We start from the raw sequence: 15059 nt of genomic DNA on the forward strand, positions 1-15059 counted from the left end.
GCGCGGCGCCGCCCGCCCCCCATAAGCCAGCGCATGAAGCGTTTCTGGGATCAGGCCGTCGCGACCCGCACCGGGGATGGCCATGCCGTGCTGCTCGATGGACGCCCGCTGCGCCTGCCCGGCGCCGGGCCCCTGAGCCTGCCCACCGCCCCCCTTGCCGAGGCCGTCGCCGCCGAATGGCAGGCCGCCGGCGGCGCCAAGGGCGCCGAGTTCCGCATGGAGGACGTGCCCCTGACCCGGGTCGTCGCCACCGCGCTGGACCGCATCGCCCCGGACACCGAGCCCTCGATCCTGGCGCTGGCCGAATATGGCGGCACCGACCTGCTCTGCTACCGCGCCGCCGAGCCGCGCCTGGCCGCCCGCCAGCGCCGCGAATGGCAGCCGCTGCTGGAATGGGCGGTCGACCAGTATGGCGCGCCGCTCGGCGTCACCACCGGCATCATGCCGATCAGCCAGCCCGCCGCCTCCCGCGCCGCGCTGGCCGCGGCCCTCGCCCGCCGCAACGCGCTGGAGCTGGCGGCGCTGGGCGTCGCCATCCCGGCGCTGGGCAGCCTGGTGCTGGGCCTGGCCCTGGCCGAGGGCCATCTGGACGCCGCCGAGGCCACGCGCCTGGCCTTCCTCGACGAGGATTTCCAGCAGGAGCTCTGGGGCGTCGACGCCGAGGCCGCCGAGCGCCGCCGCAACGTCGCCGCCGATGTCGATCTGGCCGCCCGCCTCTTGGCCCTGGCGCGGCGCTGAAGCAGGCTGTCGGGCCAGAGCAGGGAGCGACCAGGATGGACGCCAAGCGGGTGCGCATCGAGGGCCGGGTGCAGGGGGTCGGCTATCGCGACTGGATGGTGGCCGAGGCCAACCGCCTGGGCGTGCAGGGCTGGGTGCGCAACCGCGCCGATGGCAGCGTCGAGGCGCTGGTCGCCGGCGACGCGGCCGCCGTGGGCGCCCTGCTGACCGCCTGCCGCGCCGGCCCGCGCCTGGCCCGCGTCGACGTCATCACCGAGGAATTCGCCGAGCCCCCCGAGCTGCCCGGCTTCCGCCGCGAGCCCGGGCTTTGACCGAGGCGCCCCCCTTGATCGAACCACGCGTGGTCGACACGCCGATCATCCTCTACGCCTTCGACCGCCCGGACTACCTGGACCGGGTCGCTGCCTCGCTGACGAAGCAGCGCGGCGTGGTGATCGACCCGAAGCGGGTCTTCCTGCTGCAGGACGCCGCCGTCTCCCCGCGCACGGGCAAGCGCTTCGCGAAGGACGAGGACATCGCGGCCTCCATCGCCGCCTTCCGCCGCCATTTCCCCGACAGCCCGGTCCTGGCCTCGCCGCACAACCTGGGCGTCGCCCGCAACATCCTGCGCGGCGAGCGCCTGGTCTTCGACGAGCTGAACGCCGAGCTCGGCTATTTCTTCGAGGACGATCTCGAGCTCGGCCCCTGGTACCTCTTCGCCCTGGAACGCCTGAAGGCGCTGACCGCCCCCTTCGACCGCGTGGCCTATTTCGGCGCCTATGGCGACCACCGCCGCGACTATCCAGGGCCGGTGGTGAAGTACATCCCGCTCGAGCACCACTGGGGCTTCGGCCTGCGCCGCCACGCCTGGCGCCGCATGATGAAGTGGCTCGAGCCCTACTACGCGCTGCTCGAAGGCCGCGACTACAACGCCCGCGACCACGCGGCGATCTACGAGATGTTCCGCCCGCTCGCCATCGCCTCCGAGGCCTCCTCCCAGGACGCCGCCAAGTCGATCGCCTGCCTCGAGCTCGACATGACCCGGGTGCTGACCACCGTGTCCTTCGGCCTCTATATCGGCGAGCGCGGCAATTCCTTCTCGCCCCAGCACTTTCGCAACATGGGCTTCGACAAGATGTCGATCGCCCAGAGCGAGACCTACGACTTCCAGCCGCTGACCGACGCCAAGCTGCTCGAGGTCGACGGCTTCCACCGGCGGCACTACGAACGCCTCCGCCGCGAGCGATTCGACGAGATCGTCGAGAGGCACAAGAAAAAGTAAGTTCCGGGGGAATGAATTCCCCCGGACCCCCATCTTTTTTCTGTCTGGGCCGATGGACGCTGTCCATCGGCGGAACGCACCCCATGCTCCGCAGACACACCATCGACACGCCGGTCGGACAGCTCCAGCTCTTCGCGACAGAAGACGCCCTGCACGCCATCCTCTGGCCCGGCGAAAACCCCCACCGCATCCGCCTGCCCGACGCCCTCGACGCGCAGAACCCTATCCTCGCCGAGACCGCGCGCCAGCTGCACGAATACTTCCAAGGCACGCGAACCGCCTTCGCGCTTCCGCTCCACGAAACCGGCACGGATTTCCAGCGCAACCACTGGGCCGCCCTCCGCGCCATCCCCTATGGCGAGACCCGCAGCTACGCTGGCCTGGCGCAGCAGGCTGGCAACCCCAAAGCCAGCCGGGCGATCGGCGCCGCCAATGGTCGCAATCCGATCTCCATCGTGACACCCTGCCATCGCGCCATCGGCAGCGGCGGGGCGCTCACCGGCTTCGCCGGCGGGCTGGACGCCAAGCGATGGCTGCTCGACCTCGAGGCGCGCCATCGATGACCAGCCTGCGTCACGCCGTCTTCGACACCGCCGCCGGCCCCTGCGGCCTGGCCTGGACCGGCAGCGGCCTGGCCCGCTTCCAGCTGCCCGCCGACGACGCCGCCGCGACCGAGGCCGCCCTGACCCGCCGCATCGCCTCCACCCGCGCCCCGCCGCCCCCGGCGGTGGAGGCCCTCATCGACGCCGTCCGCCGCTACTTCGACGGCGCGCCGGAAACATTCGCGGACGTCCCCCTCGACACCGCCGTCGAGGACGAGACGCACCGAAAGATCTACGCGGCGACCCGGGCCCTGCCCTGGGGCACCACCACCACCTATGGCGCCCTGGCGGCCCGGCTCGGCCTCGGCCGCGAGGCGGCGCGCGACATCGGCGTCGCCATGTCGCGCAACCCGGTGCCGCTGATCGTCCCCTGCCACCGGGTGCTGGCCGCCGGCGGCGCGCTGGGCGGCTTCTCGGCCCCGGGCGGCGCCGTCACCAAGCGGCTGATGCTGCGGCTGGAGGGCGTGCCGCTGCCGCCGGAGCAGCCCAGCTTCTTGCTCTGATATCCGCGATGTCACGCATCCTTCCCCTTCACGCCCGGCGCGGAGCGGGCAGACTGGACCGGCAGGGCTGATCCTGCGGCGCAAGGAGCGAAGCATGGCCAAGGCAGCGTCCGGAAACATCCGCATCGGCATCGGTGGCTGGACCTACGAGCCCTGGCGCGGCCCTTTCTACCCCGACCGCCACCCGCAGAAGCGGGAGCTGGAATATGCCGCCGCGCAGCTCGGCAGCATCGAGATCAACGGCACCTATTACGGCTCGCAGAAGCCCGAGAGCTTCGCCCGCTGGCACGATGAAACCCCAGAAAATTTCGTCTTCTCGCTGAAGGCGCCGCGCTTCGCCACCAACCGCCGCGTCCTCGCCGAGGCCGGCCAGAGCATCGAGCGCTTCGTCACCGGCGGCATCCTGGAGCTGAAGGACAAGCTGGGGCCGATCAACTGGCAGTTCATGGCGACCAAGGCCTTCGACCCCGACGACTTCGCTGGCTTCCTCAAGCTGCTGCCCGCCAGCGTCGAGGGCCGCGCCCTGCGCCACGCCGTCGAGGTCCGCCACGACAGCTTCAAGCACCCCGACTTCATCGCCCTCGCCCGCGAGCATGGCGTCGCGGTGATCACCGCGGGTGATTCCGGCTATCCCCAGATCGCAGACGCCACCGCCCCCTTCGTCTATGCCCGCATCATGGGCACCCGCGAGGACGAGGCCGAGGGCTATTCGGCCACCGACCTCGACCGCTGGGCCGCCCGCGCCCAGGCCTGGGCCACGGGCAAGCCGCCCGAAGGCCTCGACCCCGTCGCCGCCCCCGAGAAGAAGGCCCCGCCCCGCGATGTCTTTCTGTATGTCATCAGCGGGCACAAGGTGAAAAACCCGGCGGCGGCCATGGCGCTGATCGAGCGCTGCGGCTGAATGGCGCAGCCCGATCTGTTCGCGCCACCGCCCCCGGCGCGGGAGCCGCTCTCCGCCGGCGCCCTGCTGCTGCGCGGCTTCGCGCGGGACGCAGCGCCGGAGCTGCTGGCCGGCATCGCGGCCATCGCCGAGCAGGCGCCCTTCCGCCACATGGTCACCCCCGGCGGCTTCGCCATGTCGGTGGCCATGACCAGCTGCGGCGCGCTGGGCTGGGTCACCGACCGCCGCGGCTACCGCTATGCCGGTCGCGACCCCGACAGCGGCGCGCCCTGGCCTGCCATGCCCGCCGGCTTCCGCGCTTTGGCGCAGGCCGCCGCGGCCGAGGCCGGCTTCGCGGATTTCCAGCCGGATACCTGCCTGATCAACCGCTATGTCCCCGGGGCGAAGCTCGCCCTCCACCAGGACCGCGACGAGCGCGACACCGGCGCGCCGATCGTCTCGGTCTCGCTCGGCCTGCCGGCGGTGTTCCAATGGGGCGGGCTGCAGCGTGGCGACGCGCTGCGCCGCCTGGCGCTCGAGCATGGCGACGTGCTGGCCTGGGGCGGCCCCTCGCGCCTGTTCCACCACGGCGTGCTGGCGCTGAAGCCGGGCCACCACCCGGCGACCGGCGCCGCCCGGCTGAACCTGACCTTCCGCCGCGCCGGCTAGTCCTTCGGCGCCGCGTCCAGCATCGCCGCCCCCAGCGCCGGCGCGCCATGGGCGGCCAGGCCCGCCGCCGCGCCCTCGATGTCGCGCCGCTCCTTGTTCTGGCTGAGCTTCGACTTGCCCTCCAGCCGCGTCAGCACGATCTCCAGCCCGACGATCTCTTTCATGCGCGCGTCCAGATAGCCGCGCTCGGCATCGGCCATCTTCCAGGGCTGCTCCAGCGACGCCTCGTGCACCCGGGTCAGCCGGGCCAGCAGCGGGCGCAGGAAACGCTCGTCGTCATGCAGCACGGCGCGGCCATGCGCATGCACCACGCGGTAGTTCCAGGTCGGCACCTGGCGATGCGCCTCGTGCTTGCTGGGGTACCAGCTGGGCGAGACATAGGCCTGCTCGGCGCGGAAGATCACCAGCACCTCCGCCCCCTCGCCGATCGCCGCCAGCGCCGGGTTGGCGCGCGCCAGATGCGCCTCCAGCCGGTCCGGCGCGCCGTCCTTCCCGGGCGTCAGCAGGAAGGGCAGGTGGTTGGCGTCCAGCCCCTGCGGCCCCTGGGTGACCAGCGCCCCCAGCGGATGGGCGGCGACCAGGGCGTGCAGCGCCGCGCGGTCGCGCTCCTCGAAATGCGGTGGCAGGTACATGGCGGGGCTTCTTCGGCGAAAGGGGTGGCGCAGCTTTGGCGCAAGCCGCGCCGCCTGCGCAGGACCAGTTGGCGGCGATCCGGCTGGTCCAGTAGTCCTTGGCGGCCGCCGCGCCGCGCGCGACACTGGCTGGGCAGGCTTGAGGAATTCGGACGGCAGATGGTGGTCCAGCCACGCCCGGGCGGGCGCGCGATCTATGCGACGCTGAAGGAGCAGATCCTGGCCGGCGCCTATGGCAGCCAGGGGCTGCTGCCCTCCTCCCGCGCCCTGGCGCTGGAGCTCGGCGTCTCCCGCACCACCGTCACCGCCGCCTATGAGCAGCTGGCCGCCGAGGGCTTCGTCGCCATTCGCCAGGGCGCGCGGCCACAGGTGGCGGGGCTGGCGCCCTCCCCCGCCGCGCCGGCGACCGCCGCCCCGCCGCCCGGGCCGCGGCTCTCCGCCTATGCGGCGCGGCTGCCGGGCGGGCCGGTGCGCTGGCAGCCCTCCCCCGCCCGGCTGATCGCCGATTTCCGCTATGGCGACCTGGCCGCCAGCGACTTCCCGACGCTGCTGTGGAAGCGCGCGGTGGATGCCGCCATCGCCCGCCGCCCCGACCGGCTGTCCTATGGCGACCCGCAGGGCGCGCCCGACCTGCGCGCGGCGCTGCAGGCCTATCTGTGGCGCGCCCGCGGGCTGCGCTGCGAGAACAGCCAGATCGTCGTGGTCAATGGCTCGCAGCAGGGGCTGGACCTCTGCGCCCGGCTGCTGCTGGACCCGGGCGACCGCGTCGTCCTGGAAAATCCCGGCTACGCCATGGCCCGCCATATTTTTTCCAGTGTCGGCGCCGAAGCGATCCCGGTTCCCGTCGATGCGGAGGGGCTGCGCACGGAGGAATTGGAAAAAGTATCGGCGCGGCTGGCCTATGTGACGCCCTCGCATCAGTTCCCGCTGGGCGGCGTGCTGCCGGTGGCGCGCCGCCGCGCCCTGCTCGACTGGGCCCGGCGCCAGGGCGCCTTCGTCATCGAGGACGATTACGACAGCGAGTTCCGCTACGACATCGCCCCCATCCCGCCGCTGCACGCCCTGGCGGAGGAGGGCGATGCCGCCGCCCCGGTGATCTATCTCGGCACCGTGTCGAAGACGCTCTCCCCCACGCTCCGCCTGGGCTACCTGGTGCTGCCGCCGGCGCTGACCGAAAGCTTCGTGGTGGCCAAGCAGCTGACCGACCGCCACACCGCCGCGCTGGAGCAGGCGGCGCTGGCTTCCCTGCTGGAGAGCGGCGCCTATGAGCGGCATATCCGCCGCCTGCGCCGCCGCAACGCCGAGCGCCGCGCCCTGCTGATCGAGGCGCTGCGGCGGCATTTCGGCAATGCCATCCGCATCGAGGGCGATGCCGCCGGGCTGCATCTGCTGGCCTGGCTGGACAGCCTGCCGGCCGGGGCCGCCGAGCCGCTGCGCGCCGCCGCGCTGAAGCGCCAGATCGGCATCCATCCGGTGGCGCCGCTCTACGCCCCCGGCGCGCCACGGCCCGCGACGCTCGGGCTGATGATGGGCTATGGCGCGCTGGAGCCGAAGCGGATCGAGCGCGCGGTGCTGGCGCTGAAGGCCGCGGTCGACGAGCTGGGCTGAGGCCCGGATCAACTCTCTTTGATCGACCGGAATAAACCGTCATCGGAACAGGTCTTCCCCAGGGTCAGCCCGTGGCACCAGGAGCCCTGTTCATGAGCGGAAACATCGGATCGACTTTCCAGTCCCTCACCTATGGGGAGCAGCAGACCTCGGCCTATACGGTGGGCACGCCGGACTATGCCTACCGGGTGACCGACCTGCCGGATGGCGGGCTGAAATTCCTGGTGGTGCATGTGCCGCCCACCCCCGGCGGCACCCAGTACCAATACACCGTCACCATGACCGAGCCCGCCACCAACACGGTGCAGATCTGGGAACATGCCGGCGGCACCTCCGACTGGCCGGGCAACTACTATAACGGCCAGATCGGCCACCATTCGGCCGGCGCCTTCACCGTCAACAGCCACAGCGGCACGCAGCCGGTGCAGTGGCTGTTCACCAACGGTCCGATCGGCGAGGGCAGCGTCACCGTCTACCCCAATGACAGCCCGCTGGCCGGCAGCTTCGTGCCGACCTGCTACGCCGCCGGCAGCCGCATCCTGACCACCCGCGGCGAGGTCGCGGTCGAGGCGCTGCGCGAGGGCGACCGCGTGCTGACGCTGGGCGGCGCCGAGCAGCCGGTGGTCTGGATCGGCCATCGCCGGGTCGACCCCGCCCGCATGCCGGACCCTGCGGATTTCTGCGCCATCCGCATCCGCGCCGATGCCTTCGGCGAGGGCCTGCCCTATCGCGACCTGCGGCTGTCGCCCGACCATTCGGTCTTCGTCGACGGCGCGCTGGTCACCATCCGCCAGCTGGTCAATGGCGCCACCATCCTGCGCGAGCCGCCGGCGCCGGTGACCTACTACCATGTCGAGCTGCCGGCCCATGCCATCCTGCTGGCCGAGGGCCTGCCGGCGGAAAGCTATCTCGACACCGGCAACCGCGCCGCCTTCAGCAATGGCGGCCCGGTGGTCGCGCTGCACCGGATGGTGGCGCAGCAGCTGTGGGAGGCCGGCGCCTGCGCGCCGAAGCTGGAGGAAGGCCCGGCGCTGCAGGCGCTGCGCCGCCGCCTGATCGCCCGTGCCCGGGCGCTGGGCCATGCCACCACCACCGAGGCCGAGCCCCGGCTGGTGCTGGACGGGGTGGCGATCGCGCCGCTGCGGCAGGAGGAGGATGCGCTGGTCTTCGCCCTGCCGCCCGGCGACTGGCAGGCGATCCGGCTGCGCTCGCGGGCCGGGGTGCCGGCCTGGGTGGAGGGCAGCGGCGACGACCGCCGGCTGGGCCTGGCGGTGGCGGAACTCACCCTGCGCGGCCCGCAGGCCGAGCTGACCATCGGCGCCCATGCCGGGATCCTCGCCGAGGGCTTCCATGGCTGCGAGGCCGACGGGCGGCATCGCTGGCGCTGGACCAATGGCGAGGCGCATCTGCCGGCGGCGCTGTTCGCCGCCTTCCGCGAGGGCGGCGAACTGACCGTCCGGCTGCCGCTGCGGATGACCTACTGGCTGGAGGCGCCCAGGGAGGAGATACGCCAGGCCGGCTGAGCCGCGCGGCTCAGGCCGCCCTCTCGCCCTGGCGCAGCGTCAGCACCTCGACCCCGGTCTGGGTCACCGCCACCGTGTGCTCGAACTGGGCGGACAGCTTGCGGTCGGTCGTCACCACGGTCCAGCCATCGGGCTCGGTCGCGACCTGCCGGCTGCCCTGGTTCAGCATCGGCTCGATGGTGAAGACCATGCCCTCGCGCAGCCGCAGCCCGGTGCCGGGCTTGCCGAAGTTCAGCACCTGGGGTTCCTCGTGCATGTCGCGGCCGATGCCATGGCCGCAATACTGCCGCACCACCGCATAGCCGTGCCGCCGGGCATGGCGCTCGATGGCGAAGCCGATATCGCCGAGCCGCGCCCCGGGCCGCACCTGGCCGATGCCCTGCCACATCGCCTCCTCCGCCACGCGCACCAGCCGGCGCGCCTGCGGCGAGGCCTCGCCGACCAGGTAGGTCTTGCTGGAATCGGCGATGAAGCCGCCCTTCTCCAGCGTGATGTCGAGGTTGACGATGTCGCCGTCGCGGATGATCTCGGCGGCACTCGGCACGCCGTGGCAGACGACATGGTTGATCGAGGCGTTCAGCACGAAGTCGAAGCCGTATTGCCCCTTGCTGGCCGGGCGGGCGCCGAGCCCGCCGGTGATGAAGCGCTCGACCAGGTCGTTGACCTGCAGCGTCGACATCCCCGCCAGCGTGGTGCGGTCCAGCATCTCGAAGACCGCGGCCAGCAGCCGGCCGGAGACGCGCATCAGCGCCAGCTCCGCCGTGGTCTTCACCATGTCAGGCGGCGGCCTCGACGGGGGAAGTCTCGGCGGGGGAGGCCTGGGCGGCGGCCAGCTCGCGCCGGACGATCTCGGTGAAGGACAGGCCGGGATTGGCCTCGGCCAGCATGCCGATCTTCATCCAGAACTCGGCCTGGGCGTTGATCGAGCGGCACATCACCGTGCTGGCGCGGCGGATCTCCTCATGCAGCCCGTCGTCGATCTTCACGATGCCCATGCCCGCCCCTCGCCACCGCCCGATACACGAACCGTATATGGTTCGTATATCGCCCGGTCAAGCCGGCCTGGTGTCCGCGGGCATGCGCAGGACGAAGCGCGTCTCCCCCGCCTCCGAGGTCACCGACAGGCTGCCGCCATGCGCGCGGGCGATCTCGGCGGCGATATGCAGGCCGAGGCCCAGCCCCTGCGGCGCCTGCGGCCCGCCGCCGCGCGAGAAGGGCTTGAACAGCTGGCCGATCGTCGCCGGCGGGATCGGCGGCCCGTCATTGGCCACCGACAGGGTGAAGACGCCGCCGGCGGCGCTGGCCTCGACGCGGATCGGCGCCGCGTCCGGGCCATGCGTCAGGGCGTTGGACAGCAGGTTGGAGCAGAGCTGGCCGATGCGGGCCGGGTCGCATTCCACCGGCTCGGTGAGCTCCAGCCGCAGGCCGATGCGCCGCTCCGGCCAGACCACGCCGAGCTCGCCCACCACCTGGCGCAGCGTGCCGGCCAGGTCGGCATCGGCCACCCGGTTCAGCCCGATGCCGCCGCCCAGCCGGACGCGGGCGAAGTCCAGCATGTTGCTGACCAGCTCGCTCATCCGCAGCACGCTCTGCTGCATCATGCCCAGCACCATGGTGGCGGTGCTGTCGACCGGCGTCGCCTGCACCATGCGGATGCCGGATTCGATCGCCGAGATCGGGTTGCGCAGGTCATGGCCGAGGATCGCCACGAATTCCTCGCGCAGGGCCGCCGTGCTGCGCTCCTCGGCCAGGCTGGCGGCGCTGGCGGCGAGCGCGTCCTGCGCCCGCGCCAAAGCGGCGGCGCTGGCCAGGGCGCTGGCCCGGGCCCGTTCCCCGGCATCGAGGTGATGGCCGATCAGCTCGGCGAAGAGCCGGAACATGCCGATGGTCTCGGGGTTCTCCAGCTGCGCCGGCTTCGGGTCGATGGCGCAGAGCGTGCCGAAGAAGCGGCCGTCGGGCAGCAGGATCGGCATCGAGATATAGCTTTGGAAGCCATACAGCGCCGGGGTCGCGTGCCGGCAGAATTCCGGGTGCTCGGCGACGTGGTTGATCACCACGGCCTGGCGGCTGTCGCGGATCTCGTGGCAGATCGTGGTGTCGAGCCGCAGCTCGCCGCCCGGCACCAGGCCGAAGCCGATATCGTCCTTGACGCTGCAGGCGATCCATCGCTCCTCGGTGACGCGGGCCACCGCGGCGAAGCCCATGCCGGTGCTGCGGCAGACCACGTCCAGGATGGTGGTCACCGCCGGGATGGCGCGGATGGCGTCGAGGTCGGTCTGGTGGTCGGCGTCCAAGGCGGAGGCTGCTCCTGCACGGGGCTTGGCCGGGCCGGGCGGGCCGCCCCCGCTGCGCGCGCCCAGGAGGGGTGGCCTGGAGGGGGAAGGCTTGCCCGGCAGGGCCGGCAGCCATTCTGGCGCCGATGTTCCAGGGTCAAAATAGCGGCCCGCTCGGGCGGCGTCCAGCTTGGCAGGGCTGGATCAGCGCGGCTTCCGCCGGGCCCTGACCGGCGCCCCGACCGGCGACCTGACCGGCGCCCGCGCGGCGGCGGCCAGGGCCAGCCGGGCCCAGGCCAGGAACTCGTCGGGGTCGTCGAGCATCGTCTCGGGCGGGGCGCTGTAGGACAGGGCCACGACCCGCGTGCCGCCCGCGCGACGGGTCGCATAGGTGAAGGGCTCGGCTTCAGCGGCCTCGAAGCGGGGGCGGGTCTGGTCGTCGACGCGGAAGAACAGGCGGTCGCCGCCGGTGACGATGCCGAAGATGCGCTCGCCCTGGAACAGCGCGACGCCGCCGAACATGGCGCGATGCGGCACCGGCCCCAGCGGCGCCAGCATCCCCAGCACCAGCTCCAGGAAGGAGCGCGAAACCGCCATGCGCCTCGTCTCTCCTGCGCGCGCTCCCGGGCGGCCACCGGCCGCCCGGAACTGAGAAAAATTAGTCCTTGGGCTGGGCGACGACGCGGAGATAGGGCTTCAGCGTCTTCCAGCCGGCCGGGTACTTCTGGGCGGCGACCTCGTTGCTGACCGCGGGCGGGATGATGACATCGTCGCCCGGGCGCCAGTTGACCGGGGTGGCCAGGGTGTGGCGGGCGGTCAGCTGGCAGGAATCCAGCAGCCGCAGCACCTCGTCGAAATTGCGCCCCGTGGTCATGGGGTAGGTCAGCATCGCCTTGATCTTCTTGTCCGGGCCGATGACGAAGACCGCGCGCACCGTGGCGTTGTCGGCCGCCGTGCGCCCCTCGGAAGTGGTGCCGGCGCCCTCGGGCAGCATGTCATAGGCGGTGGCCACCGCCAGCTCGGTGTCGCCGATCATCGGGAAGTTGACGGCGTGGCCCTGGGTCTCCTCGATATCGGCGGCCCATCTGGCATGGTTGTCCACCGGGTCGACCGACAGGCCGATGACCTTGGTGTTGCGGCGGTCGAATTCCGGCTTCAGCCCCGCCATGTAGCCCAGCTCGGTGGTGCAGACCGGCGTGAAGTCCTTCGGATGCGAGAACAGGATCGCCCAGCTGTCGCCGATCCATTCGTGGAAATCGATCTGCCCCTGGGTGGTCTGGGCCTGGAAATTCGGCGCGGTGGCGTTGATGCGAAGCGACATGGGACCTCCTCCTGGATGGCTGGCGCCAGGCGCGGGCGGTGCCCGGCGCCCCGCCTGCCTGACGGTGCGCCCTCATCTAGGAACCGCTCCGCCGCGCGACTATGCAATCCTGGCATGAAGCGGCGGGCAGGACGATAGCTTCAGCGTGACCGGCGCGCTGCAGCGTCGCCGAGGGCCGCTCGCCGAAGCGGGCGCGATAGGCGGCGGCGAAGCGGCCCAGCTCCCAGAAGCCGAAGCGCATGGCGACGCCGGTGACCTGGCTGCGCGCCGGGTCGGCCGCCAGCAGGTGCTGGCGCACCAGGTCGAGCCGCCGCCCGCGCGCATGCTGCACCGGCCCCATGCCGAGGAATTCCTGGCAGGCCAGGCCCAGGGTGCGCGGCGCGACGCCGGCGGCGCGGCAGAGGTCGCCGAGCGAGAGCATCTCCTCCGGCCGGTCGCGCAGCGCCTGGTCGAGGCGGGCGACGATCTGCCGGTGCCGCCGCAGCGCCGCCCGGTCGCGCCGCAGCTGGCCCTGATCCAGGCAGGCCAGCAGGGCCTCCAGCAGGCTGCCGGACAGCGCCCGGGCGGGCGCCGGCGCCGCCAGCACCCAGGGCGCCTCCCGCGCCAGCCGGGCGAAGTCCTGCAGCAGCGCCAGCAGCCGCTGCTGCGGCGCGCGCGGCGCCTGGAACATCCGGTCATCGTCCAGCGGCAGGCTGGCCAGGGCGCCCAGCGCCGCCCGCTCGGCCGCCATCCTGTCGAAGGGCACGGCGATGATGCCGAAGGCCCAGGGCTGGCCGTGCGGCGAGCTGGCGACCGTCTGCTCGCTGGGGCGGAAGTGGAAGATCTGCCCTTCCCCCAGCCGCCAGCCGGAGACGCGGCGGGTCAGGCCGGGCTCGGTCGCCATCATGAAGGTGTGCTGCCCGGCGATGCCGGCGCTTTGCGGGATGGCCTGGGCGAAGCGGCCCACCGCGATGCCCAGCCGGTGCAGCATGCCGACGGCCAGCTCGCCCTCGAAGGGCCGGCCGGCGACGATGGCCGGATAGGGGCCGGCGGTGGCCGGGCTGACGCCGCGCAGCGCCTGCGCCATGGCCTCGGGGTCGGTGAAGCGGCCGGCCAGGATGGGCGGCGCCGGCTCCGGTGCTGCCGCGTCGGGCGTCATGGCTGCGGCCCTCCCCGGGCGTGGCGACGGCGCCGGGGCTCGGGCGGCGACGCGGCCACCATTATGGCAGCGACACGGCGGCGGCCAAGCTCCCGTCAGGCCGCGACCGGCGTGGCGAGGCCGGCCAGGGCCGGCACCGCCGCCAGCCGGAACCGCCCGCCGCCGCAGCGGCGCTGCACGCCGGTCAGCACATCCTCGGCGCGCAGCTCGACGCTGACCCAGAGGTCGCCGGGGGCCGCCGCCTCCAGCCGGGGCACCAGCTCCATCACCTCGCCCGGGGCGATCGCCTGCTCCAGCACCACGTCGCGGGATTCGGCCAGCTGCAGCTCCTGCCGCGTCGCGCGGGTCGCGGCGATCCAGGCGGCGCGGGCCATGGCGTCGATGCTGCGCCCCGCCGCCATCCGCCCGCCCTGCCCGGTCAGGCCGGGCAGCACCAGGTCGACCATGCGGAGTTCTTCTTCAATGTCCGCGACACTTTCGACCAGTTCCGGGAACACCGGCGGCGGCTCGCCGATGGCGACCATGGAGAAAAGCCCGCCGCCGCAATGGCGGATCTCGCCGGAGAGCGGCGCCTCGGCCAGCAGCTTCACTTCCACGCCCAGCGAGCGGCGGCCGCGGCGGACCACCCTGCCCTCGACGGTGACGATGTCGCCCAGGCGGCAGGGGGCTGCGAAGTCGATGCGCTCGCAGCTGGCGGTGACGAAGTCCGCCCGGCCGAAGCGCGCCGCGGCGATGAAGGCGACCTTGTCCATATGCGCCAGGCCAATGCCGCCGAAGAGGGTGCCGTGGTGGTTGGTGCTGCCGGGCGTGACGATGTCGAACAGCCGGACGGGAGAATTTGCGGGCATCGGGCCTGTCGCCTGGGAGGGTCGCGGAGAGCGGGCGTGGCCCTCCCCAGGGCGCTGGCCTCTGCCGGGCCGGATGTCGCGGATTATCGGCCCGGGGATGCCGCCGCCGCAAGGGGCGGGCTGCCGGCGAAACGGCGCGGCGGCGTGCCCATCTCGCGCTTGAAGGCGGCGGCGAAGGCGCTGTCCGAGGCATAGCCCAGCGCCTGCGCGATCTCGGCCAGCGGCTGGCCGGTATGCGCCAGCCGGTCGGCCGCCAGCAGCATGCGCCAGCGCGTCAGATAGGCCATCGGCGCCATCCCCACCCGCGCGCGGAAATGCGCGGCGAAGCTGGAGCGCGACATCCCGGCCTCGGCCGCCAGCGCCGCCAGGCTCCAGCGCCGCGCCGGCGCCGCATGGATCGCGCCCAGCGCCTGGCGCAGCGGCCGGTCGGCCAGCGCGAAGAGCCAGCCGACCTGGCGCGCCCCGGTCTCGGCCAGGTGCCGCCGCAGCGCCTGGGCCAGGATCATCGCGGCCAGCTGCTGCACCAGCCAGGCGCCGCCGGGCTGCTCGCCGGCGAGTTCCTCCCGCAGCCGCTCGATGCTCCAGCGCAGGCTGTCGCGCTCGGCCTCGCCGGGCAGGTGCACGATGGCCGGCAGGGCGCCGAGCAGCGCCGCCGCCGGCCCTTCCTCGACCAGGAAATGCCCGCCCATGACCGCGAAGTCGCGCGCCCCGGGCAGCGCCGCCATCGCGCCATTCGCCGCCCGCGGCAGCACGTCCAGCGCCTGCAGCGGCGCGGCCTGCAGGTCGCTGGCGATGGTGAAGCCGATGCCGCGCGGCAGCAGGAAGCAGTCGCCGGCCTCGATGCGGCGCGGATCTTCCCCGTCCAGCGCCAGCCAGCAGGCGCCCTCGGCCACCGCATAGCACTTGATGCCGGCATAGGGCGCGAAGCGCAGCGCCCAGCGCCCGCCGGCGGTGAAGCCGCCGAAGCGGTGGTGGCGCGGCCGCAGCAGGGCCAGAACCTGGGACAGGGGATCCATCGCCGGACGCTCGCGACATTTTTTTGGCGGTTCCAGCATAGGGCGTC

18 protein-coding genes are annotated in these 15059 nt (G+C 72.7%); 9 read left to right on the forward strand and 9 right to left on the reverse strand.

Translation table 11 applies throughout. The features are described 5' to 3' along the window. Positions 1-33: 33 nt before the first annotated feature. The 7 genes from GVN67_RS17065 to alkB all read left to right on the forward strand — a co-directional run bounded on the left by GVN67_RS17065 (position 34) and on the right by alkB (position 4653). The gene (locus tag GVN67_RS17065; protein WP_159998124.1) at positions 34-738 is read left to right on the forward strand and encodes an ATP12 family chaperone protein; all 705 of its coding nucleotides are present in this window, start codon (positions 34-36) and stop codon (positions 736-738) included. A 35-nt stretch (positions 739-773) separates the two neighbouring features. Continuing rightward, positions 774-1049 carry an acylphosphatase gene (locus GVN67_RS17070; protein WP_159998126.1) on the forward strand — a complete coding sequence of 92 codons (276 nt, stop codon included), beginning with the start codon at positions 774-776 and terminating at the stop codon, positions 1047-1049. 14 nt (positions 1050-1063) lie between these two features. Continuing rightward, the gene (locus GVN67_RS17075) at positions 1064-1999 is read left to right on the forward strand and encodes a hypothetical protein (RefSeq protein WP_159998128.1); all 936 of its coding nucleotides are present in this window, start codon (positions 1064-1066) and stop codon (positions 1997-1999) included. Positions 2000-2082: 83 nt separating this feature from the next. Then, entirely contained in the window at positions 2083-2562 is a 480-nt protein-coding gene (locus tag GVN67_RS17080) for a methylated-DNA--[protein]-cysteine S-methyltransferase (RefSeq protein WP_159998130.1), read from the forward strand. Further along, positions 2559-3104 (forward strand): methylated-DNA--[protein]-cysteine S-methyltransferase, encoded by a 546-nt coding sequence (locus tag GVN67_RS17085; protein ID WP_159998132.1) that lies wholly within the window; start codon positions 2559-2561, stop codon positions 3102-3104. Before GVN67_RS17080 ends, GVN67_RS17085 begins: the two co-directional genes overlap by 4 nt. 94 nt (positions 3105-3198) lie before the next feature. After that, positions 3199-4005: a DUF72 domain-containing protein gene (locus tag GVN67_RS17090; protein ID WP_159998134.1), complete on the forward strand. Its 807-nt coding sequence runs from the start codon at positions 3199-3201 to the stop codon at positions 4003-4005. Continuing rightward, positions 4006-4653, forward strand: a complete 648-nt coding sequence (gene alkB / locus GVN67_RS17095; protein ID WP_159998136.1) for a DNA oxidative demethylase AlkB — start codon at positions 4006-4008, stop codon at positions 4651-4653. Here the strand turns inward: alkB and GVN67_RS17100 are convergent. Then, entirely contained in the window at positions 4650-5285 is a 636-nt protein-coding gene (locus tag GVN67_RS17100; RefSeq protein ID WP_159998138.1) for an FMN-binding negative transcriptional regulator, read from the reverse strand. The two genes, alkB and GVN67_RS17100, sit on opposite strands and share 4 nt — an antisense overlap. Before the next feature lie 159 nt (positions 5286-5444). Here GVN67_RS17100 and GVN67_RS17105 point away from each other — a divergent pair, with 159 nt between their 5' ends. Together GVN67_RS17105 and GVN67_RS17110 are read left to right on the forward strand one after the other, a co-directional pair. Beyond that, on the forward strand, positions 5445-6893 hold the full coding sequence (locus tag GVN67_RS17105; RefSeq protein ID WP_159998140.1) for a PLP-dependent aminotransferase family protein: 1449 nt from the start codon (positions 5445-5447) through the stop codon (positions 6891-6893). Positions 6894-6985: 92 nt separating this feature from the next. Beyond that, positions 6986-8416, forward strand: a complete 1431-nt coding sequence (locus GVN67_RS17110) for a Hint domain-containing protein (RefSeq protein WP_159998142.1) — start codon at positions 6986-6988, stop codon at positions 8414-8416. A 10-nt stretch (positions 8417-8426) separates the two neighbouring features. On the opposite strand, the gene map is transcribed toward GVN67_RS17110, so the two are convergent. The 8 genes from map to GVN67_RS17150 all read right to left on the reverse strand — a co-directional run bounded on the left by map (position 8427) and on the right by GVN67_RS17150 (position 15012). After that, positions 8427-9191, reverse strand: a complete 765-nt coding sequence (gene map, locus GVN67_RS17115) for a type I methionyl aminopeptidase (protein WP_159998144.1) — start codon at positions 9189-9191, stop codon at positions 8427-8429. A 1-nt stretch (position 9192) separates the two neighbouring features. Next, positions 9193-9411 carry a ParD-like family protein gene (locus GVN67_RS17120; protein WP_159998146.1) on the reverse strand — a complete coding sequence of 73 codons (219 nt, stop codon included), beginning with the start codon at positions 9409-9411 and terminating at the stop codon, positions 9193-9195. A 57-nt stretch (positions 9412-9468) separates the two neighbouring features. Beyond that, positions 9469-10710: a GAF domain-containing sensor histidine kinase gene (locus GVN67_RS17125; RefSeq protein ID WP_159998148.1), complete on the reverse strand. Its 1242-nt coding sequence runs from the start codon at positions 10708-10710 to the stop codon at positions 9469-9471. A 183-nt stretch (positions 10711-10893) separates the two neighbouring features. After that, complete coding sequence (locus tag GVN67_RS17130) at positions 10894-11286, reverse strand: TfoX/Sxy family protein (protein WP_159998150.1); 393 nt, start codon at positions 11284-11286, stop codon at positions 10894-10896. 61 nt (positions 11287-11347) lie between these two features. Further along, a complete protein-coding gene (locus GVN67_RS17135; protein WP_159998152.1) occupies positions 11348-12010 on the reverse strand; it encodes a peroxiredoxin in 663 nt (220 codons plus the stop codon). A 76-nt stretch (positions 12011-12086) separates the two neighbouring features. Then, the gene (locus GVN67_RS17140) at positions 12087-13148 is read right to left on the reverse strand and encodes a helix-turn-helix domain-containing protein (protein ID WP_159998154.1); all 1062 of its coding nucleotides are present in this window, start codon (positions 13146-13148) and stop codon (positions 12087-12089) included. A gap of 95 nt (positions 13149-13243) precedes the next feature. After that, positions 13244-13996 (reverse strand): acyl-CoA thioesterase, encoded by a 753-nt coding sequence (locus tag GVN67_RS17145; protein ID WP_159998156.1) that lies wholly within the window; start codon positions 13994-13996, stop codon positions 13244-13246. Positions 13997-14079: 83 nt separating this feature from the next. After that, entirely contained in the window at positions 14080-15012 is a 933-nt protein-coding gene (locus GVN67_RS17150; RefSeq protein ID WP_159998158.1) for an AraC family transcriptional regulator, read from the reverse strand. Between the last annotated feature and the right edge of the window lie 47 nt (positions 15013-15059).

Source organism: Roseomonas sp. 18066 (assembly GCF_902706185.1).
Classification (GTDB): domain Bacteria; phylum Pseudomonadota; class Alphaproteobacteria; order Acetobacterales; family Acetobacteraceae; genus Pseudoroseomonas.